This is a genomic window from Actinomyces sp. ICM58 (assembly GCF_000283035.1).
GTDB lineage: Bacteria > Actinomycetota > Actinomycetes > Actinomycetales > Actinomycetaceae > Pauljensenia.
Map to the genome: position 1 here is coordinate 1 of NZ_ALIY01000123.1, position 20,940 is coordinate 20,940.

The 20,940-nt window shown below is 65.1% G+C and carries 14 protein-coding genes; 3 read left to right on the forward strand and 11 right to left on the reverse strand.

What is annotated here, in order from left to right; genetic code table 11:
- Positions 1–33: 33 nt before the first annotated feature.
- From HMPREF1138_RS05845 to HMPREF1138_RS05860, 4 genes are all read right to left on the reverse strand, one after another.
- A complete protein-coding gene (locus HMPREF1138_RS05845; RefSeq protein WP_009057669.1) occupies positions 34–810 on the reverse strand; it encodes a WecB/TagA/CpsF family glycosyltransferase in 777 nt (258 codons plus the stop codon).
- 5 nt (positions 811–815) lie between these two features.
- Positions 816–4,280, reverse strand: a complete 3,465-nt coding sequence (locus tag HMPREF1138_RS05850) for a fibrinogen-like YCDxxxxGGGW domain-containing protein (RefSeq protein ID WP_009057660.1) — start codon at positions 4,278–4,280, stop codon at positions 816–818.
- A 228-nt stretch (positions 4,281–4,508) separates the two neighbouring features.
- Positions 4,509–7,961, reverse strand: coding sequence for a fibrinogen-like YCDxxxxGGGW domain-containing protein (locus HMPREF1138_RS05855; protein ID WP_039937131.1), 3,453 nt, complete (start codon positions 7,959–7,961; stop codon positions 4,509–4,511).
- A 115-nt stretch (positions 7,962–8,076) separates the two neighbouring features.
- Positions 8,077–9,564, reverse strand: a complete 1,488-nt coding sequence (locus tag HMPREF1138_RS05860; protein WP_009057668.1) for an oligosaccharide flippase family protein — start codon at positions 9,562–9,564, stop codon at positions 8,077–8,079.
- A 59-nt stretch (positions 9,565–9,623) separates the two neighbouring features.
- On the opposite strand from HMPREF1138_RS05860, the gene HMPREF1138_RS05865 reads away from it, so the two are divergent.
- On the forward strand, positions 9,624–10,271 hold the full coding sequence (locus HMPREF1138_RS05865; RefSeq protein WP_039937134.1) for a hypothetical protein: 648 nt from the start codon (positions 9,624–9,626) through the stop codon (positions 10,269–10,271).
- Here HMPREF1138_RS05865 and HMPREF1138_RS05870 read toward each other — a convergent pair.
- The 7 genes from HMPREF1138_RS05870 to purU all read right to left on the reverse strand — a co-directional run bounded on the left by HMPREF1138_RS05870 (position 10,192) and on the right by purU (position 17,805).
- Positions 10,192–11,709, reverse strand: coding sequence for an O-antigen ligase family protein (locus HMPREF1138_RS05870; RefSeq protein WP_009057679.1), 1,518 nt, complete (start codon positions 11,707–11,709; stop codon positions 10,192–10,194). The two genes, HMPREF1138_RS05865 and HMPREF1138_RS05870, sit on opposite strands and share 80 nt — an antisense overlap.
- Complete coding sequence (locus HMPREF1138_RS05875) at positions 11,706–13,055, reverse strand: glycosyltransferase family 2 protein (RefSeq protein WP_009057663.1); 1,350 nt, start codon at positions 13,053–13,055, stop codon at positions 11,706–11,708. Before HMPREF1138_RS05875 ends, HMPREF1138_RS05870 begins: the two co-directional genes overlap by 4 nt.
- Entirely contained in the window at positions 13,052–14,461 is a 1,410-nt protein-coding gene (locus tag HMPREF1138_RS05880; protein ID WP_009057655.1) for a membrane protein, read from the reverse strand. Before HMPREF1138_RS05880 ends, HMPREF1138_RS05875 begins: the two co-directional genes overlap by 4 nt.
- A complete protein-coding gene (locus HMPREF1138_RS05885; RefSeq protein ID WP_009057656.1) occupies positions 14,458–15,366 on the reverse strand; it encodes a glycosyltransferase family 2 protein in 909 nt (302 codons plus the stop codon). The genes HMPREF1138_RS05880 and HMPREF1138_RS05885 overlap by 4 nt, the downstream gene beginning before the upstream one ends.
- Positions 15,359–16,129 (reverse strand): CDP-alcohol phosphatidyltransferase family protein, encoded by a 771-nt coding sequence (locus HMPREF1138_RS05890; protein ID WP_039937135.1) that lies wholly within the window; start codon positions 16,127–16,129, stop codon positions 15,359–15,361. Before HMPREF1138_RS05890 ends, HMPREF1138_RS05885 begins: the two co-directional genes overlap by 8 nt.
- Complete coding sequence (locus HMPREF1138_RS05895; protein ID WP_009057675.1) at positions 16,126–16,623, reverse strand: adenylyltransferase/cytidyltransferase family protein; 498 nt, start codon at positions 16,621–16,623, stop codon at positions 16,126–16,128. Before HMPREF1138_RS05895 ends, HMPREF1138_RS05890 begins: the two co-directional genes overlap by 4 nt.
- Before the next feature lie 327 nt (positions 16,624–16,950).
- A complete protein-coding gene (gene purU / locus HMPREF1138_RS05900) occupies positions 16,951–17,805 on the reverse strand; it encodes a formyltetrahydrofolate deformylase (protein WP_039937138.1) in 855 nt (284 codons plus the stop codon).
- Between the two features lie 431 nt (positions 17,806–18,236).
- On the opposite strand from purU, the gene HMPREF1138_RS11095 reads away from it, so the two are divergent.
- The gene (locus HMPREF1138_RS11095) at positions 18,237–19,937 is read left to right on the forward strand and encodes a hypothetical protein (RefSeq protein ID WP_009057665.1); all 1,701 of its coding nucleotides are present in this window, start codon (positions 18,237–18,239) and stop codon (positions 19,935–19,937) included.
- A 99-nt stretch (positions 19,938–20,036) separates the two neighbouring features.
- Positions 20,037–20,558 carry a GNAT family N-acetyltransferase gene (locus tag HMPREF1138_RS05905; protein ID WP_009057666.1) on the forward strand — a complete coding sequence of 174 codons (522 nt, stop codon included), beginning with the start codon at positions 20,037–20,039 and terminating at the stop codon, positions 20,556–20,558.
- Positions 20,559–20,940: the final 382 nt, after the last annotated feature.

Genomic DNA, 20,940 nt, shown 5'->3' on the forward strand with positions numbered 1-20,940 from the left:
CTTCCGCTCACATGCGCGGGCGGAGCACCCTGCTCAGGCCTGGCGACTCACGGCGAGCCCCAGATCGAAGAAGGAGCCCATCGCCTCAAGGCGGCTCACGAGCTGCGGCGCGTGAGCGACGAAGTCGAGGGCCTCGACCGTGTAGCGCTTCGTCAAACGCTTGGGCTCGTGCGCGATGCGCCACGCCCAGCCCAGGCGGGCGGCATGCACCCAGTCCGGGAAGTAGTTGTCCGCAGCACGCGCGTACTGGTCGATCCATCCGCCCGCCGTGCACACGGATGCCTCGGGCACGAGCCCGAGTGCGACCGAGGCGACGACCTCCTGCAAGCCAGCGCCCAGGCCCACGATCACGAGCCGGGGGTCGAAGTCCGCCAGTACGGAAGGCTGCGCCTTGAAGCGGCGCAGTCCGTCGTAGCCGTCGATGACCTGGACGTCGAAACGCTCCAGGCGCCGCGCTGCCGCCTCGCCGGCCTCGGGAACGGCACCGATCAGGGTGATTCGAGTGCCGTCGTCAAGGCGAGAGAAGACGTGGGGCAGGACAAGGTCCGCCGACGTGCGAGCCACTTCGTGTCCGGCTGCGCGCAGTCGCATCTGCAGGAGCGTGCCGTCGAAGCCGATGGTGTTCATGCGCGCCAACGCACGGAAGTCGGCGTGCAGCAGCGACCAGTGGTTGAGCCACGTGGTGGCGTGCCCACGGGTGAGCACGCGCTGCGCCATCGCGTCGAAGGCGGGATCGTCAGCGCTGGCGCCGACCGCGCTGGCGGCCTCGCTCTGGTCGAGGCCGCCAGCGTTGGGCGACTGGTGAGTCATGTCGATTACCTCAGCAGGCTTGCTTTGAGATCGAAGGAAACGGACACAGCTCCAGCGTAGTTCGCGTGCTCTTCGACCGCGATGCGATTGACACCATCTTTCAGGAGATCACGCGGAACGGTGATGGTCTGGAGGTTGTTCTTGGCCGTGCCCAGCGAGACGTTGGACTTGGCGTTCGTGTTCGGGGTGATGGTTCCTTCCGGCATGTTGATGCGCTTGACTTCGGTTCCGTTGATGTAGACAACGGCTCCGTCGTCGGCGCGGACAGTGAGCGTGAGCTCGAAGTCGGCGCTGATGGTACCGAGGTTGACGTCGCGGGCGAAGTAGTTCGTGATCGCGCGGTCGGAGGGGGCCAGGTCGAAGGGGGTACCGGCGTCACGGTCGCCCCAGCCGAGCGGGCTGGCGCCGTGCTTCCACTTGGACAGGTCGCCGGTGGAGTTCCAGTCGGCGCCCGGGTTGTCCTTGGAGTTCCAGTAGTTCCAGTACATGCCGGTGGGCAGGAACTCGCCGAAGTTGACGCCGGAGACGTCGAGGACCTCGAGCGGCTTGTCCGGGTCGGGCACGATCGGCTCGTCGGGCTGTGGCTGGGGCTGCGGCTCGGGTTCGGGCTGCGGCTCGGGCTTGGGCTCGGCGCCCTTGGCGACGACCTTGACCGTGCCATCGACGCTCATCGAGGAGCTGGAACGGTAGTTCAGGTGGGTTTCCACGGCGAGCGTGTTGGTGCCGGCGACCAGCGAGGACGCGGGCACGAAGACCAGCTGCCGGTCGGCGCGTGCGGAGGGGCTCGACACCGAGGCGGAGGCGTAGGTGGAGCCGTCGACGGCGCCCTCGCTCATGCGCTGACGCACGACCTCGGTTCCGTTGACGTAGACCACGGCCCCGTCGTCGGCCGTCACGGCGACGTTGACGCCGCCGATGGCAGAGGGGTCAGCGACCGTGAAGGTGGTACGCGCGTAGGTGGTGACGGGGCGGGTCTTGGCCGCTCCGGGCTTGAGGACGGTACCCAGTCCGGTCGCACCGTAGCCGATCGGGGCGGTGCCACGGCTCCAGGAGGAGTCGTCGAACGAGGTCTGGGCCCAGTCGCTCGCGACCGCGTCGGTCGACCAGTGGTACGCCCAGGTGGCGTCTTCGTCGACGAGCAGGGTCGCGTCGTCGGACTGGTCGGGCTTGCCGTTGGAGTCGACCACGTAGGCGTGGGTCGAGGCGCCGACCAGGCCGTCGGAGGCGACGGCGCGCACGAAGAAGCGGTTGTTGCCGCCCAGGGGCACGGTGACGGACGTCGAGGTCGTGGTGGCGATCGTGCGGTCATCGCGCAGGATCTGGTACGAGTCGGCACCCGGCACGGAGGACCACTTGAGGGTCACCTGCTGGGAGTTGCCGTCGGAGGCGCGCAGGTTGGCGGGCACCGCGGGGGCGGTGGCGTTGCGGGCGGGCATGCGCACGAAGCCACCGGACCATTGCCCGTCCGTCTTGGAGGTGTAGGAGTAGTTGAAGTCGCCGCCGGCCCACAGGGCGCCGTCGTCGGCCATTTCCAGGGACCATGCGCCGGTCGAGCGCAGGGAGGACAGGCGGTAGGGGGTCCAGCCGAGCTGGCGGCCGGTGGCCTCGTCCCATCCGCCGACCCACTGGATCTCGTCGGCGCGGGTCCAGGTGTTGCCGAGCGCCAGGTAGTGGTAGGCGTCCTGGAAGGTGAAGTCGGAGCAGTGGCACGATCCGTAGATGACTCCGGTGGCGGAGCGCGTCGTGGCCTGCAGGTCGCCGCCGTTTTGCATCGTGATGGACCCGGAGGTGCGGGTCATGTCGGAGGTGTTGTAGCCGAACAGCGAGTGCTGGGAGCCACCGAAGTAGGCGCGACCGTTACCGACAGTCACCGCCTGCTGGTACTTGCCGATGAGGTAGGAGTGACGGAAGGACCAGGACTGGTCGAGCGTGGCACCCGCGGACGTCTCAACGCGGGCGGCGTTCTCGGCGACGCGATCGTGGATGCGCGTGAAGAATCCGGCTGCGTAGAGGTAGGTGTCGGCCTCGTCGACGTCGATATCGACGACGGTTCCGTTGATCTCGGGGTTCCAGGAGCGGTCGGGTGTGCCGTTCAGGTCAAGGCGCCCGGCGTTACGGGCGTAGACGGAGGAAACGCCGTTGCCCGACAGGTGGGTGAAGGCACCGGCCAGGTAAATGCGTCCGTCGATCACCTTCGCGGACTTCACGCTGACGCGCCCGCCGTTGCCGTTGCGCACCTGGAGGTTCCACGAGGGGTCGATCTGCCCGGTCGCGGGGTCGATGAGGACGGTGCCCACGTGGGTTTCGCCGTTGACCTTGGTGAAGTCACCGACGGCGAGGAGCTTGCCGCTGGGCAGCTCGACGAGGTCCTTAACCTGGTTGTTGAAGTCGAAGGTCTGGCCGGTCCACACTCCCGTGGTCGCGTCGAAGGCGGCGAGGCCGTTGGAGGTGATCGCCGAGCCGTTCTTACCCTTCTGGACGCCGGTGAAGTTACCGCCGACGTACATGGTCGAGCCGATCTGCTCGAAGGCCTGGACCTGAATGTTGCCCTCTTGGATGGAGCCGTTGAGGTTACCGGTCACGCCCCACATGGTGGGGGCGGCGTACTCGGAGACGGAGGCCTTCTGGGTCTCGGCCGCGGTGCCGCCATCACCGATGGCGCGGAAGGAGGAGTCCGTGGAGCGCAGCTCAGGGCGGACGTAGACCTCGGCGTAGGGGTTAATGATGGAGCCGTTGCGGTGGAAGAACGACGTCGAGGAGGAGGTGTCGTACCACGAGGATGCCAGCGGCCCGTAGCCCCAGCCCATCGTGTACTTGTTCTGGGGTGAGGCCGTCAGGTTGACGTATCCCCAGCCGGTGTTGGTGCCGAAGCCCGACCAGACGATGCCGCCGTTGACCCACCACTCGCGGTTGAACTTGACGTTCACGGGGTGAGCGCTCTTGAACGGCCAGATGAAGTCACTCATCTTGGGGAACTGCATGCGCACGGTCTGGTAGGCGGTGCCGCGGTAGTTCCAGGCGCGCTGGACCATGACGCCGTCGGCCAGGTCGGAGACCTTGGTGCCGCCGAGCAGGCCGTTGACGGTCTCGTGGGAGGCCTGGATCACGTCGAAATCGCCGGGGGTACGCGAGCGGGTCGCGAGCTTGGACTCGTCGCCCTTACCCTGGCTCCACGTCTCCCAGCCCTCACGGCCTCGACCGATGAGGACCCAGCCACCGCCGTCCGTGCTCTGGTCACAGAAGAACTGGCGCGGGGCATCCATGGTGGCCGTCTGGAGCCAGTAGGTGCCGTTTTCCGAGCGCGGATCGTTCTGCTTGATCTCCCAGCACGAGGCGGCCGCGGTGGCCTCGGAGAGGCCGTCGTGGAGGGGGTCAACAGCAGCCTGAGCTGCGACGGGACTGAGTGCAAGCACTCCGAAACCGGTTATCGATGCCAGGCCGAGGGCGAGGCAGCGGCGGAGAAATTTCATCGGATCCTCACAGGTATCACGTTAATGGTTACCACTAATAGTGTCACGAACACCCCCGTCGCTCAACCACTTGGTTAGCGGAAAATTAGAGTCCTTGACCACATATAAGGGAGCCCTCGCCGCGAGGGCGAGGGCTCCACCTGTCAACAGGTTTTCACGAGGAAGTGCAGATCGCGTCAAGCGATGACAACCTCGCGCAAACCGCCGCGAAGCGACACGATAGTCGCATTATTTGACCATGGTTGCAGTCAGATCGAAGGTCATCGACGCGGTGCCCTTGTAGTTGACATGCTCCTCAACACCGATGCGGTTCACCCCGTCTGTCAAGGAGCTCGCGGGGATGGTGACCTCGAGCAGATCGGTGGACGCCTTGGAGACGGTGACCGCCTCGTTCGCATAGGTCGTGTGAGTAATGTTTCCATCCGACATACGCTTCGTATCGACGATGGTCCCATTGATCCGCAGGACGACGCCATCGTCCGCGCGCACCTTGACGACCAGGGAGGTCGCGGGCGTAATGGTGCCCAGGTCGATATCGCGTGCGAAGTAGTAGGTGACGGCCCGGTCCTTCTTCGCGATGTCGAGGGGGGTGGCAGCGTTCGCGTCGCCCCAGCCGATGGGCCCGGCGCCGCGCGACCAGTCGGCCAGGGAGCCGGTGGTCGCCCAGTCGGAGGCGGGCGCACTCGTCGAGGTCCAGTAGTTCCACTGGGTGGTGCCCGAGGGGATGACCTCGCCCGAGGTCATGCCGCGCACGTCGATCGGCCCGGTGGCGTCACCGAGGTTCTGGGGCTCCGCCGGCACCGAGGGCTCGTGGGAGTCGGAATTGTCCGGGGTGCCTTCCACTCGGAAGATCGACGCCTGCATGCCAACGGTCGCGGTGCGCATGTAGTTCACGTGCGTCTCGACCGCGATGACGTTGTCGCCGCTGTGCAGCAGGGCCGCGGGCACGAAGACCTCGGACATGGAGTCGACGGCGGCGCTGTAGGAGGGGGCGTAATCCGCTCGGGTCTGGTAGCTGACCGTGCCGCTTCCCATGCGGGTGCGGTCGACCTCGTGGCCGTTGATGTAGACCACGGCGCCGTCGTCGGCCATGTACCTGACGGTCACGCCCTTGATGGCGCTGGCGTCGGAGACCTGGAAGTGGCTGCGGAAGTAGGAGGTGACGGGGCGCGAGTCCTTCGAGCCCAGGACAGTCGCGATACGCGAGTCGCCATAGCCGAGCGGTGCGGCGCCGGTGGGCCACTGGGAGTCGTCGAACGAGGTGCGGGCCCAGTCCTCGGAAGCGGGGCTGTTCTCGGCGCGGTAGCGCCACGTGGCTCCCGCGTCCAGCAGGACCGGGTTGGCCGGATCGACCTGGCCGTAGGCCGGGGGAACGTAGACCGGTGTGGTGGCCGAGCGGTTCCCCGCGGCGTCAACGGCGCGCACGAAGAAGCGGTTCTCGCCGCCGCGCGGGACCTCAATGCTGGTCGACTCGGTGGAGCCGATGGCGCGATCGTCGCGCAGGACCTCGTAGGAGACCGCGTCGGAGACGCCTTCCCAGGTGAGGGTCACGGTCGAGGCCGTGGCCGAGGAGGTGCGCAGGTAGGTGGGGGCATCGGGCGCGACGTTGTCGCGCTTGTCGTAGCGGGCGAAGCCGCCGTTCCACTGGCTATGCGTCGAGTCGGTGAAGGACAGGATGAAGTCGCCGCCGGCCCACAGGTTGCCGTTGGTGTCGGTCGTGAGCGCCCATGCGCCGGTCTTGCGGCGCGAGGAGAGCTCGAAGGGGGTCCAGTGCAGGTTTTCGCCGGTGGTGGCGTCCCACGCGCCGACCCACTTGATCTCATCGATGCGCGACCAGTTCTCGTTGACGCCCCAGTCGTACTTGTCCTGGTAGGAGCCGTCGGAGCAGTGGCAGGAGCCGTAGATGACGCCGTTGGCGGAGATGGTCGAGGCCTGCAGGTCGCCACCATTACTGAGCATCAGGGAGCCCGAGGTGCGCAGGTTGGAGCCGGTGTCGTAGCCGAAGAGGGAGTGCTCGGAGCCGCCAATGAAGACGCGTTTGCCCGCGGCGGAGATGGTCTGCTGGTACTTCCCGGCGCTGACGGTGGAGGGCTGGAAGTCGAAGCTCGTATCCTGCACGGCGCCGGGCGCGGTGGAGAACTTGGCGGCGTACCAGGCGCGATCGTTGCCGTGGGCGCGGGTGAAGTGTCCGCCGGCGTAGAAGGCGCCGTTGTCCTCGCTGACGGCGACGGCTTGCACGGAGCCGCTCAGCTCGGGGTTCCAGGCGCGGTCGGGGCGTGCGTTCAGGGCCACGCGGGCCGCGTTACGGCCGTAGACGTTCGAGACCCCGCCGCCACTGAGGTGGGTGAAGACGCCGCCGAGGTAGACGTAGCCGTCGTAGTAGTCGAGGGCGCGCACGCTGACCGTGCCACCGCGCAGGGCGTTCTTAATGCTCAGATCCCACGAGGGGTCGATCGCACCGGTGGACGGGTCGATGACGACGGTGCCGATGTGGGCCTCGCCGTTGACGCGGGTGAAGTCGCCGGCCACGAGGAGGCGGCCGTCGGGCAGCGCGAGGAGGGCCTTGACCTGCGCATTGAAGTCGAAGGCCTGGCCGGTCCAGTCGCCGGTGTTCACGTCGAAGGCGGCCAGGCCGCGCGAGGACTTCTCGGCGCCGTTCTCGCCCTGCTTGACGCCGGTAAAGTTGCCGCCCACGTACATGGTGGACCCGACCTGCGCGAAGGCCTGAACCTGGATGTTGCCTTCGGCGTAGGAGCCGTTGATGTTACCGGTCACGCCCCACGAGGTCTTGGCCGCGTAGTTGGAGACGGCGCGGCTCACGGTCTGCTCGGCGCCGCCCTCGTCCGGGAGGCGGGCGAAGTCCGAGGAGTCGGAGGAGATACGCGGACGCACGTAGGCCTCGGAGTAGGGGAAGATCGTCTGTCCGCTCTTGTGGAAGAAGGAGGTCGAGGACGAGACGTCTCCGCCCCAGCTGGCCGCGCCCGTGCCGTAACCCCAGCCGATGGTCCAGCCGGTGCGGCTCGAGGGGTAGACCTGGAGCGCGTTCCACCCCTGGTCGTAGCCGGGGGTATTCCACATGTAGGTGTAGATGCTCGCTCGGTTGTCGAGGGAGACGTTGACCGGGTGGGCCATCTTGAAGGGCCACACGAAGTCCGTCATCTTGGTGAACTTCAGGTCGACCGTCTGGTACGAGCGACCCGAGGCACTCCAGGAGCGAAGGACGCGCACGCCGTCCGCCTGATCCTTGACGTTTTCGTTGTTGAGCAGCTGGTTGACGGTGGCGTTGGAGTACTGGACAACGTCGAAGGCATCGGTGTTGCGCACGCGCGTGGTCAGCTTCGAGGTGTCACCCTTGCCGCCGCTCCAGCCTTCCCAGCCCTCGCGGCCGCGGCCGATGAGGACCCACCCGCCGCCGTCTGTCGTCTGGTCACAAAAGAACTGCGCGGGGGCGTCCATCGCGGGGGTCTGCAGCCAGTAGGTACCGTCGGAAGCCGCAGGATTGCGCTGCTTAATGTCCCAGCAGGACGCCGCGGCAGTAGCGGCACTCAGACCGTCGTGCGTGACGGACTGACCGGGCTGACGGATATTATCTGCGTGCGCCATCGGGGCGAACGCGAGGGACGCACACGCAACAATCGGCGCGGTTGCAACGATTGCAAGGCGCGAAATTGCGGAAGCCATGACATGACCTTTCGACTGAACGATAACTTGTTGCATAAATAATTACACAACAAGTGCAATCTGATCAACCGGTTGGTCAAGCAGGACTTTCACAGGCGCCCCACGCGCCCCATGGTTAACCCCGTCGGTTCTTCGCGAGGGACCCAAGTCCCGTCAGATGCAGGCGATCGCGGAAAAGCCAGCAAACACAGGCAAAAACCAGGACCGAGAGGGCGGAGCCAGCGACGGTCGCCACGAAGGAGTCACGCCCCAGCGCCCACGCTATACAACCGCCCGGAATCACCGCAGATGCGCCCACAACGAGAATCGGCTTGACCACCTCGGACAATTTCGGTGTCACACCGATGAAGCGCGAGACCTGAACAGTCGCCATGGCCGCGTCAAGCACCATGCACACCGCCCACACGACGGCAGCCGCCACCATTCCTCCACGCGGAATAAAGATGAGGTTACCCACAACGTTGAGGCTCAGCACCACGATCTTGTTGACCGCGGCCCAACCCGAGCGCCCGCTCATGATGAGCAGCGAGTGAATGTTGCCCGCCATGAACGTGACGATGGAGCCGATACACAGCACCACGAGGACGGTGGCCCCCGGGGCGAAGCTCTCGCCCAGGATCCGCATGAGCGCAGGGGCAAAGATCGCCATCAGGGCGTAGATCGGAGCGGCGAAGAGGACCAGCCAAATCGACGCCGTGCTGTACAGGTCCCGCAAGTCCTTCGTGCGCCCCTGATGCAGGAGCTTGGAGAACTGGGGAGACACGACGACGCGCAGGGCCGTGTCCACGACCATGCCTGCCTGAATGAAACGAATCGCGCCACCGTAGATGCCCGAGGCCGCGTCGCCAGCGAGCAAGCCAACCAGAAGAACATCAAGCCACTGCAGGGCCTGCTCCAAGCCCGCCGTCAGGGTGCGCGGCAGCGCGAAACTGATGACCTGGCGGCGACGCTCGGCCCCGGGCCAACGCCCCACCGAATCCGCAACCGATGGCATGTGACGCAGCAACAGCCACCACGAGGCGACCAGAACGATGACGAACGGAAGCGCCCACGCGACCGACACGAAGGCCAGCGACCCGGTCAGAGCGGCCGCGAGGGCGACGAGCAGAGGACGCAGGCCCGGCAGGAGCAGGTTTTGGACGAGGACGTACTCGCGCATGTTGCCCAGAGCCCGCAGGGCGGCTGACGCAACCAACGTCAGGGCACCGATCGGCACGAACCAGAGGACGGCGCGGGTGGCCCCCGCGACTTCCTCATTCCAGATCAACGGGGCCACGGCCTCGAGAACGAGCACGCACACGGTGGACACGCCCACCGTCATCGTCGCCATGAACGACAGGGTCGCGCGAATCTCCTCGGGCGCATCCAGGGACAGGCGGGGCATCAGGTAGATCGCCGTGGAGTCGAGGCCGACCTTCGCCAACGCCATGACGATCGCGAAGACGCCCGTCGCCTGGGTGACGACGCCCGCGCCCTGCGCCCCCAGCATCCGAGACAGGATGATCGTGAACGCGAAGCCCAGAATCGCCGACGCCGCCGCTCCGACGAAGCCGACGATGCCCCCGCGCGCGAGGGAACGCCTGGCTTGATTTGTCTCACTCATGAGTAACCTTCCCGCTACCGCGCGGTAGCCTTTCCCTATAACCGATCGATGGGATACACATGAACTTCAAACTCGATTCGCTCTCGCCCGCCCGCAAGAAAATTCTCCTGGCGGCCGCGATTCTCCTGATCATCGCCCTCGTCATCGCGGGTATCCTGCGCCTGACGGGCTCCTCCGACTCCGAGATGTCGGCAGCCTCGGGCATCCAGTCCTCCCCGGAGGACCAGTCGGCCGGGCCACAGTCCGTCGCCAAGACCATTACGCCGCAGTCCGCGGGTCCGGCCAACGCGTCAGGCTCGATGGGCACCGCGACGGAAGCCGGCGAGCAGGCCCAGTACGTCGCCAACACCCTCTGGAACGCATACGCCGACCCCGAGCAGGCCCAGGCCACCGACCTGTCCTCCGTCCTGACTGAGTCCGCGCTCGAAGAATTCGACGCGCAGGCCCTGGAGTGGTCGAGGGACGGCACCCACGCCGAGGGCACGCCCACCCTGGAGAACCCGCAGATCATCTCCGATGACGGCGCTGGAAACGTCACCGTCTCGGTGTGCGTGGACTCCTCCTCCGTGCGCCTCCTCAACGACGCCGGGACCGCGCTGACGGACGAGACGCGCATGACCCGCGCCCTCACCTATTTTCAGTTTGTGAAGGAGGGAGAGAACTGGAAGCTTGCCGGTTTCTCCTTCCCCGACGACCCGACCTGTTGAGCCGCTCAAGCATCTGCGTGGCGAAAGCCCCGTCGTTCGCGGCGGGGCTTTGCCATTCCCCGAGGCGGACCGCCCGCGCGGCGCGCACGGTTCCGGCGACGCTGCCCGCCGTCGGCGCACCCTGCTCCACTGCGGTGGCGCGACGCAGAGGATCGCTCTCCTCCTCGAGGTGGCGCGACAGCAGGCTCACGGCGACAACGGAGATCATGAGGCCCGTGTTCATGCCGTAGTAGAACTGCTCCACGAGGGTCGCCAGGATGATGCCACCCAGAATCGAGCCGTACACGTCCTTGGCGCGCCAGATGCGCGGGAACATGCGCACGAAGAAGACGAGGAACAGGAGCAGGCCGACCAGGCCGTAGGAGAAGATGACCGTCCAGAACTGCCCCTGCGTGCCCAGGGAGGGCAGCCACGGCGACGCCGAGGGACGCGGCGCGCCGAACCCGAGGAACGGGGACTGCCGGAGCTCGTTGAGCGTCTCCAAGTAGTTCGAGGCGCGGTCCTCCGTCGACGAGGAGGCGGCGACGCGCTCAAGGAGCGACTGCGAGGCCGGGGTTGCCAGCCACGCAACGATACCCACTGCGATGGCCGCGACGATGCCGAGCACCGTGCGCCAGGCCCCCGCGCGCAGACGCTGAAAACCCACCCACACGACGACGACGATCAGGCCGATGTACATGCCACGATTCAGGGTCGCGGCGGCCGGAATCACCGACAGGGCGCACACGGCGGCCACGAGGAAACGCCACTTGGAGCGCTCGCGCCACAGCACGTAGGCGAAGACGAGAGCCAGCGGGAAGATCAACGAGTAGACGTTGCCGTAGGTGTTGGAGTAGATGAAGGGAGCCGAGGGGCGCGGGTCGGAGAGGATCCACGACGACGGATTCCACTGGGTGGTCGCGCGCTTGGTGAACTCCTTGACGAAGTCGTTGGAGTGCAGGGCGCGCGGCACCAGGTAGTACATGAGCGTCTTAAATCGCAGCGTCGGGGCCGCCATGGCGATGAAGCCGCCGATGGTTGTCGAGGCCAGGAAACCCCACATGGTGCCCACGATCGCGCGCACACTCAGCGTCTGACGCGCGTTATACGCGTAGACGGCGAAGATGCCGGGCGCCAGCTGAAGCAGGAAGCGGTAGAACGCGCCGATGACGCGCCCTCCCGAGTCGAGCATCGTCATGGAGGCCAGCACCCACGCCAGGAAGAACGTCCAGATGATCGTCCCGGGCGGGAAGCGCAGGCCGTGGCGGCCGATCATGAACACGACCATGATGATGGCGAAGAGCGGCCACATGAGGTCGCCGGAGCCGAGCACCCACCACAGAAAATACGCCGCATAGGCGACGACGAAGGGCCACGCCGGCAGTTCCTGCGCGTCCTCTCGCAGCGGCCCGATACGCGCGGCGGCGGGCTTCGTCCAGATTCCTCGGTGTGGACTCACGCGTCCGAGCTCCCTTCGGGGGCGCCGCTCTCACCGGACGAGGCCGGGGCATCGCCACCGTCGCTCGTGCCGGTGGGCGCTCCCTGGGCGGGATCGGCGGCGCGCGCGTCGCGGCTGGGCGCGACCAGCTTGTTGCGCCTGCGCGAGGACAGGTACAGGAAGGGGCCCTCTAGGAAGCCCTTGATCTCAGACTTGGTGAGGGAGCCGGGCACGTCGTCGTCGGTGCCCGCGACGCGGGCGCCGCCGGGCTTGATACGCTTCAAGATGCCGGGGATTCGGCCGATGAGGGTGCCCAGGACGGAGGGCTTGTCGATGATCGCCTTCGTGAGCAGGGCGGCCATGCCGGAGCCGTTGCCGCGGATCTGCTTGTCCAGGCCGGCCTCGTCGACGCGGTGGCGGTGATGCACCAGGGCGTCAGGCGTGTGGACGATGACGTCACCCGTGGCCAGGATGCGTGCGAACATGTCGAGGTCTTCGCCGCCACGCGTGGAGGTTCCAGCGCCGAGGGCCGGGTCGAAGGGGCCGACCTCCATGAGGACGTCGCGGCGCATCGCCATGCACACGCCGGCGCCCACGCGCGCGGTCGTGATCGGGAACAGCGGGCCACCGTCACCCTTTTCTCCCAAGGCCTCCAGGCCGCTGGGCACGTCGCCGACGCACCAGACGCGCGGGCTCATGTCTTTGGGGAAGCCGCCGCGCGACTCGAACCAGCGCTGTGCCTTGTAGCGTTCCTCCAGGGGCAGGGCGATGCCCGTCGTCGCGGCCACGTAGGGCGAGGCTGTGAAGGGGTCGATCATGGCGGTCAGCCAGTGGGGATCGACGATGGCGTCGTCGTCCGTGAAGACGATGACTTCGCCGCGCGCCGCCAGGACGCCGCGGTTGCGGGCGCGCGACAGGCCGGGGCGAGACGCGGAGACAATGCTCATGCGCGTGTCGGTGATGCCGGCGAGCTTCTCGCGGGTCTGCCCGGTGTGCGGCGCATTGTCCACGACGACGAGCGAGAAACGCTGGTGGTCCTGGGCCAGGATGGCGCGCACCGCCTCCTCGAGCATGTCGCAGGAACCGACCGTGCACATGATGACGGTGGCGTCGATCTCCGCCCCCGCGCCTTCTTCCCAGCCGCGGGCGCAGGCCGCCTCGACCTCGAGCACGCGCGGATCGTTCTCCGGGTGATCCGTGCCCTCAATCTCGACGAACGCGGAGTTTCGGCCGTTGTCGCGCACGAGAACGAGCGCGCGCGGGGACGTCGGGTCCCCCGAGACGAGCTGGCTGACGCGGGCGGTTCGGTCCACGTGCCAGATCGAGGCGGCCTTGTCGTCGAGAGTGGTGATCTCCTCGGCGCTCACTTCTTACCCTTCGTGTCGGTCGAATTCTTCTTCGTCGAACCCTTCTTCGTCGAGCCCTTCTTCGTCGAACCCTTCTTGTCGGCGGTGTCCTCGGTGGCCTTGTCGGGCATCGACTCCTTCGCGGGCGCAGCTTCCGTCTCCTCCTCCGCGACCGGCTCCACGGCCTCGTCCTCGGGCTCGATGACCTCGAGGGCGGGCGCGGCGACGGTCTCGGCGCTGCCGGCGACCTGCCCACCCAGGTAGATCATGCCGTTGACCTCGCGGTTGATGAGCGCGAGCTCGTCGAGGAGGGCATGCAGCTTCGACAGGTCGTGGCCCTTACGCACGGCGATGAGGACGTGGCGGGAGGGACGGACCTCGTCGAGGAGGGAGGCGAGAGGCTGGTGAATGTCGATGAGGCGCGGTGCCGGCACGCGGGTTTCAGCCAGGGAGCGCGACAGGACGCGGTGCAGCTGACGGGCCTCGGGGTCCGACGCGTCGACGATCAGGTCGACCCAGTGGTCGCGGTCGATCGCCATCGCGAGCATGCGCGTGGGGGCCAGCCACGGCTCGGGCACGTTCTCTTCCGCGCTCCACACCGGCAGGGCAGTCAGGTCCGCCAACTGCGTGGGAGAGGCCAGCGAGCGTGCGCGCGTCTCGCGCAGGAGCACCAGCACGAGGCCAGCGAAAACACCGACGACGGTGAAAATCAGGATGAGGCGAGCCTTGGAGGGCTCCACCGTGTCGCTCGAGGCGTCAGCGCTCGTAATCACGAGGCCGGCGCTGGCGTGGTACGGCTCCAGCTGGGCGACCTGCTCCTTGAGCTTGTTGATCTCCTTCGTCACCTCATCGGCGCGCGGATCCTCCGTCACCTTGCCGTCCTCATCGACGGTGGGCTGAAGGGTCCCCAGCTCGGCCTCCAGGGCGGAGATGTCCTCGTTCGCGGCGGCGGCCATCTCGTCGGCGCGCTGCTCCACGAGGGCTGTGCGCTGCTGCAGGTAGAACTCGGCGATCGCGTCCGCGGCCGCGACGGCCTCGGCGCGGGTCGGCGCCGAATACTCAATCTTCACGATCGTGCCATTCGTGTCGCCCGACACGTCCATGTTGGAGCGCAGTTCGGAAGCGGTCACGCCGCCGCCGAGCTTCTCAGCCGCCGCATCCAGGACCGTCGCGGACTTCGCGATGCCCTGCTCGGTGACCATGTCCGTCGTATTCGACAGGGAGGCGCGCACGGCGGGGGCGGGAGTGATAGTCGGAGACGTGACGGTCATCGACACCGTCGCCGTGTGCGTAGCCGGAACACCGAAGGCAGCGACGACGCCGATAACCAAACCAGCCGCGGTCCCCGCAGCAATCGACCTCCAGCGGCGCGCCAGGGCGTGACGCAGGATCTGCTGGCCGCCCGTGGGCGGAGGGGTAAGGATCATGACTGTTCTCCTTGGATGGTCGAGCGCACCCACGCGGCGCGCGCATTCAGCCGACGCTCGAGGGCGCGGCGGGGCTTGGCGGGTCGAGACGCGACCCCCTGAGTGTAGACCTGCACGAAGCGGTCGAGCTCGCGCTCGGCCTCCTCGCGAGGAAGCGAAACGATGGACACCAGGCGCGGCAGCGCCTCTCCCGTCAGCAACATCGACAGGTCGGCAAAAGCTTGGGCCTGCTCCGGGCTCTTCCACGAATCCGCGCGCCACGCCTTATTGCCCGTGACCTGGCCCGGATGGATGCGATACAGGAGGCCCCACGCCGCCAGGCGGCGGATGCGCCCACCGGCGGCGGCGACGCGCAACCACAGGTCGTAGTCCTCGGCAGGCACCGACCGGTAGCCGCCGACGCGGTCGATGACCTCTCGCGTCGCCAGCATGGTGGGGTGACACACGGGGTTGGTGAGTAGCAGGTGCCAGCCCATGTCCTCGGGCGTGATCTCGTAGGGTACGCGCGGCACCGGGCGAGAACCGCGCAGTTCAATCATCTGCGTGAACACCATGTCGTCACCGCGCTCAATCGCGCGCATCGTGCGCCTGAAGCGGCCCTTCAGGGAGATGTCATCGGCGTCCATGCGGCCCACCAGGCGCGAATCCGTGCGCTCCATCAGCTGCGTCAAGACGCGCGAGACGCCGCCCTCACCCGGGGTGATGTCCTCAATGCGCAGGCGAGGATCGACCACGCCGCCGCGCGACGCGCCACGGATCGCCTCGCCCACCGTCGAATCGGAGGAGGAGTCGTTACCGACGACCAGCTCAGAGTCGCGGGGCATGGCGGCCAGCGTCGAGGCCACGGCGCGCCGGATCGTGCCCGCCGCGTTGCGCGCAGGCAGGATGACGGACAACTCAGGCACGGGACTCCCCCTGCTTCGCGGCGGCGTCGAGGGCCCGCAGGTCGCGGAAGCGGCGGCGCAGCGAGATCGACGAGTGCGCAACAGCGACCACGGCGAGGAACGTGTACAGCACCATGAAAGGAACGCCGAAGCCCCACAGGACGAAGGACCAGCACAGGACGCCCGGGTCGGTGGGCAGCAGCACGAAGGAACGCAGGTTACCGCCGCGCGTCTGCTTGCGTCCGGCCGCGCGCACGAACTGCTCGGCCAGGATCTGGCTCATAAACTGGCCCGACGTCACCCAGCCGTAAACGAGGGCCACGATCGCGAGCCACCAGGACTCGGGACGGTACACCATGACGGCCGCCGCCGTGCAGAAGTGAATCGCGGGCGAGCGGAACGCGTCAGCGACGTGGTCCACCCACTCCCCCGTCTTCGACGACGCGCCAGTCACGCGCGACACCTGGCCGTCCGCCGAGTCAAACATGAAGCCGACCGCCAGGGCCGTACCCACGATCAGGCCACTCCACCACGCAGGTTCGAGCGCGACGAGAACGATGAGGCCGATCGTCGAGAAGCACACGGAGATGAAGCTGACGAAGTTCGGCGTCCAGCCGAAGGCCGCGCAGGCGGCCGCCACGACGCGCGCGGCACCACGGTTCACCCAACGCATGTACGCGGGAACGCCCGCGCCCGGCTTCTGGGCAGCGGCCAGCGCACTGCGATACGTCGTAAAACGTGTGCCCCACGAGGAGCCCGGCTCAAGCACCACGGGAAGGCTCACTGCTGCTCTCCTTCCGCCGCCTGCTCCGGCTTCTCAGCCGATGCCTCGTCAGTGAAATCCTCGGGCGCGATGAAGCGGCGCAGCTTCGTCGACGACGTCGACGGCGTGTAGGGCAGGTAGACGACGCGCGCGCCGACCTCCGCCATCTCCGCCTCGAGCTGAGCGCCCTTGGGAGTGCCCTTCCAGTCATCTCCCTTGAAGAGCACGTCGAAAGGCTGGAGGCGCCAGGCCAGGCGCTTGTCCTGATCCAGGTCCACGACCACCGCGTCCACGAAACGCAGCGACGACACGAGGTCGCAGCGCTCCTTGAGCGGAATGACGGGGGCGCGGCCCTTCATGCGGATGAGCGCCTCGTCGGAGGTCACGCCGACGACCAGTCGATCGCAGCGCTCGCGGGCGGCGCGCAGGATGTTGAGGTGTCCCTGATGGAACATGTCAAAACCACCGGGCACGTAGCCGGTGACAGGAGCGTGTTGCTGAGTCGTTTCGTCCACGTAACAAGTGTGCCATTTATCAGACGGTCAACGCGACGCTTACCCGCTAAATGACCGAAAGATCACGTCTCAGCGTTGCCCACCAAGTGACAAACAGAGCCGCGGAAGCTTGCAAACACAAGCAAATATGACCAGATGGCCGCACACCTTCTTGTTACATGCTCCGACACGCCGGAGTTGCCCTCCACCCACCCGTCGAGTCGCGGCGCGGTCAGTATCCGCGCAGATAGGGGGATGCCGGCGAGAGAACCAGAGGAGGCCTCGCCGGTGGGCGCGCCTACCCGCGCCGCCGCACAGGCTCCCCGCGGGCGGCCCGAGCGGCGGGTGTCAGCGCGAGAAGACGACCGTGCGGTTGCCGTTCATGAGGACGCGGCGCTCCGCGTGGAAGCGGACGGCCTGGGCGAGGACGCGGCGCTCCACGTCCTGTCCGAGCGCCACCATGTCCGGCGTCGAGTCGGCGTGAGAGACGCGGGTGACGTCCTGCTCGATGATCGGGCCCTCGTCCAGGTCGGCGGTCACGTAGTGGGCGGTCGCGCCGATCAGCTTGACGCCGCGATCGTGGGCCTGCGCGTAGGGGCGCGCCCCCTTGAAGGAGGGCAGGAAGGAGTGGTGGATGTTGATGACACGGCCCTGCATGGCGCGGCAGACCTGGTCGGAGAGTATCTGCATGTAGCGGGCCAGGACGACGAGTTCCACCTTTTCGGAGGCAATGAGGTCGAGGAGCTGGCGCTCCGCCTGGACCTTCGTGTCCTTCGTGACGGGGATGTTGAGGAAGGGGACGCCGTAGAACTGGGCGACGGGCGCCAGGTCCGGGTGATTGCCGACGACCGCGATGACGTCGATGGGCAGGCCCTGCGTCTGCTGGCGGTACAAGAGGTCGGTCAGGCAGTGCCCCTCGCGCGACACCATGATGATGGTGCGCAGCTTGCGGCCCAGGTCGTCGACGCGATAGGTGGCGCCGAATTCCTCGGCGACGCGGGCCAGGCCCTCGTCGATCGGGGCGCGCCCCTTCGGAGAGTCGACCTCGACGCGCATGAAGAAGGTGCCCGTGTCGGCATCGCCGAACTGCTGAGACTGAATGACGTTGCCGCCGGACTCGCCGATCACGCCGGTCACGGCGTGCACGATGCCGGGGCGGTCCGGGCAGGACAGGGTCACAACAAGCTTGGCGTTTTCAGTCATGAGAGCCAGTCTAGTCAGGTTCATACCCATGAACGAGGCAGGGGCAGGGTTTGCGGGAGACGCCACGGGGTTGCGGGGTGGTGTTATTGCTGGACGTGGCGAAGTTGCGTCGTTGCGTTATTGCGCTCGGGATTGCTGTCTGGACGGGCAGCGCCACGGTTTCACGCGCGTTTCACGAGCCGCCCGGGCCGGCCTCGCCGACACAACAGCCAGCACGTCGGCCCGTTAGGTGGAGGCGTTAACCCTCAGCCTAGTGGCCCCATGACGCCCACATCGGCCCTACTGCCACACTCCACACTGCAGCACTGCGACACCAGGAAACCGCATGAACATTCGCTTGACACACAAGCCTACCAAGCTTTCATCTCAGGACCAATTCCCTGGACAGGCTGCTACGATGCGAAGCAGTGAACCAGAGCAAAGGAGCCACCATGGTCCCCACCGATGATGAGCACACGGACAGCACCGAGGCAACTAGCGATACGAACAAGAAAGAGCGCGAGCCCGCAGGCCTGACACCCATGCCCGGCTGGCTGATGAAGTGGTGGATTCCGATATTACTCGCCCTGATCCTCCTTGCCGCAGGCTGGTTTCTGGCATCGATCTGGCGCATGCCACCCCGGCCCGTTTCTTGGTGGACAATCAACCCATATTGGCCTCCATCATGGCCGTTCAACTACCACTGGCCATCCAAGGACGCAATGGCTCTGTGCGCAACAATCGCGGGCGGAGGCTTCGCGTTCTCGGCCTGGCAGCAGAGAAGCCACGACAACGCGACCAGGGAAAACGAACAAGCACGGGCACAGCGCGAACTCGAGGCAGACCGCCAGGAACGTGAACATGTACGCCTCGAGCAGAAAGAGCGAGACGAATACTGGAAGCGCCGTGAGCACATTTTCCAACTACTCACCTCAAAGAATCCAGCTCTGCGCCTCAGCGCAATTGAACTACTAGCAGAGCTTGCAGACGCAGCAGAAAAGAGCAATCTTTTAACGGATACCACGAAGCAGCAGCTACAGCGCCACATTATTGACACTCTCTGCCTCCAAGTCCGCCACGAAGGCCTCAACATATCAGGCGAGGGAACAAAAGCCGACCACGCCGAACTCCAGCATGAAATCATCACAGCAATTCTATTGCGCATACATCCTGGCCAACATCAGACAACTGTAGCTGACTGGACCCAAGAAACAATCTCAATCAACAATGCATCTATCATCACACCGCTAACAATTTCAAACACCATCACTCAGGCAACACTAGACTTTCGAGAGACAGTATTCTGGGAGTCACTGATAATCACTGATTCATCAATCAGCTCAATCCATTGGGACAGCACACGTTTTAATGAGAAGCTCGAAGTTCTCAATTCTGACATTACATCAGACTTACTACCACACAACATCAAGCGCGGACGTTTTATTAAGACAAACTTCTTCACAAAGAAACACGCCCTCACTATTTCCTTCACACCTCACAAAACCAGCTCATCCATATCGTTTTACGAATGCTCGTTTTATAAATACGAATGCACATGCCTCGCAAATTGCAGCGGCGAATCACACGCCAACGATAATACCTGCACATGCATTAGGAACAAGAAGTGCGCCTGCAACAACCCATGCATGTTTGCAGACGTTACTATCCAAGACTACGACGCCGCATACCGCTCAGCCGAAGATAATCAACGACTGCACTCCCTATTCATCCACCTCAAGTCATGCACCATGGGAGCGTTGATATTAAATTTTCACCATGCACAATCCAATGCGGACGCGCGGAGAAATGCTATACGCGGACGCCTGAAGATTATCGACGAAGAGATTCGACCTCATCCAATACCAAGCACGTATTGCACACCCGAATTGCCACGCTTCAACATTCTAGACAACACAATCATACAGGCCGGATACCAGAACCCCGTCGAAATTAATATCAGGCATAAGCGACCAGTCGACGACTTCATGCATTTCTACGACAACGAATATCAAACATCGAACAATTCTAACGAAACCTATCCAATTTACTACGAGATTGACAATTTGAATGATCAACCCTTTTTATTCAAACTCACGGAGCAAGACACGCTCGACGACCACAAAATTGAATGGCGAACTGGGGGCGAATACTAACACGTCAAGACCAGACGCATGGGAATTTCTCGATGCCTAATTTCGCGCCGCCACTAAAATTACATCCCGTCTGCATTCAGATATCTATACTATTGCTCTATGCGAATTCGAATTGCCTCGCGCGAAGACCTTAAGTTCATCGAGGGCGCGTATGAGCATGCCCGCGCGTTCATGCAGGCGAACGGGAATGCGACTCAGTGGCCCAACGGATACCCGGGTCGCATTGACGCTGAGGAAGACATCGCGCGCGGGCACTGCTTCCTTGTGTCCGACGACGAGGGGCCACTCGCCGTCTTCTCTTTCGGTCCCGGGCCAGACGAGACCTACGCCGAGATCGATGGCGCGTGGCATTCCGACGCCGACTACCACGTGATTCACCGCATGGCCGCGGTGCGCGGGCACGGCGTTGCTCGGGCGATTTTCAGCTTCGCAACTGCGCACGCTGACTACCTGCGCTGCGACACCCACGAGGACAACGCGCCGATGCGGCGCGCGCTTAGGTCCTTCGGATTCATCGAGTGCGGCACAATCACGGTAGCCAACGGCACGCGGCGCGTCGCCTACGACTGGCTCAAGGAACCACTAGACGGCGGCGCCTCGGCTAGCCCCACGACACGCTAGGCTCTCACCCTTACGCACTTACCCAACAATCTCGCATGCAATTCCCTGCAGACACAGATCGATAATGCCTCAGAAACCGCATGATTTCAACGTTTCGGTTTCAAAATCTGAAATACAGGTGGGGGAATTGCATGCGACTTTTCCGGCGCCACACCCGTTAAGGAACATTGCATCCGATCAGAGCGGGTGCATCGTCACTGATGAGGCGCATCGTCACTGATGGGGTGCACGACCCGATCAGCAACAAGCTCTTTCGAAGACGCGCACCTCTTGCAGTTCGAATACCTTGACTAGGCCCTGGGCCGCTCACCAAAGCGCGGTGGACATCAGACCACAATCGCTCATACAACCCCGCCATCACACCACAACCCGGCATACAAGC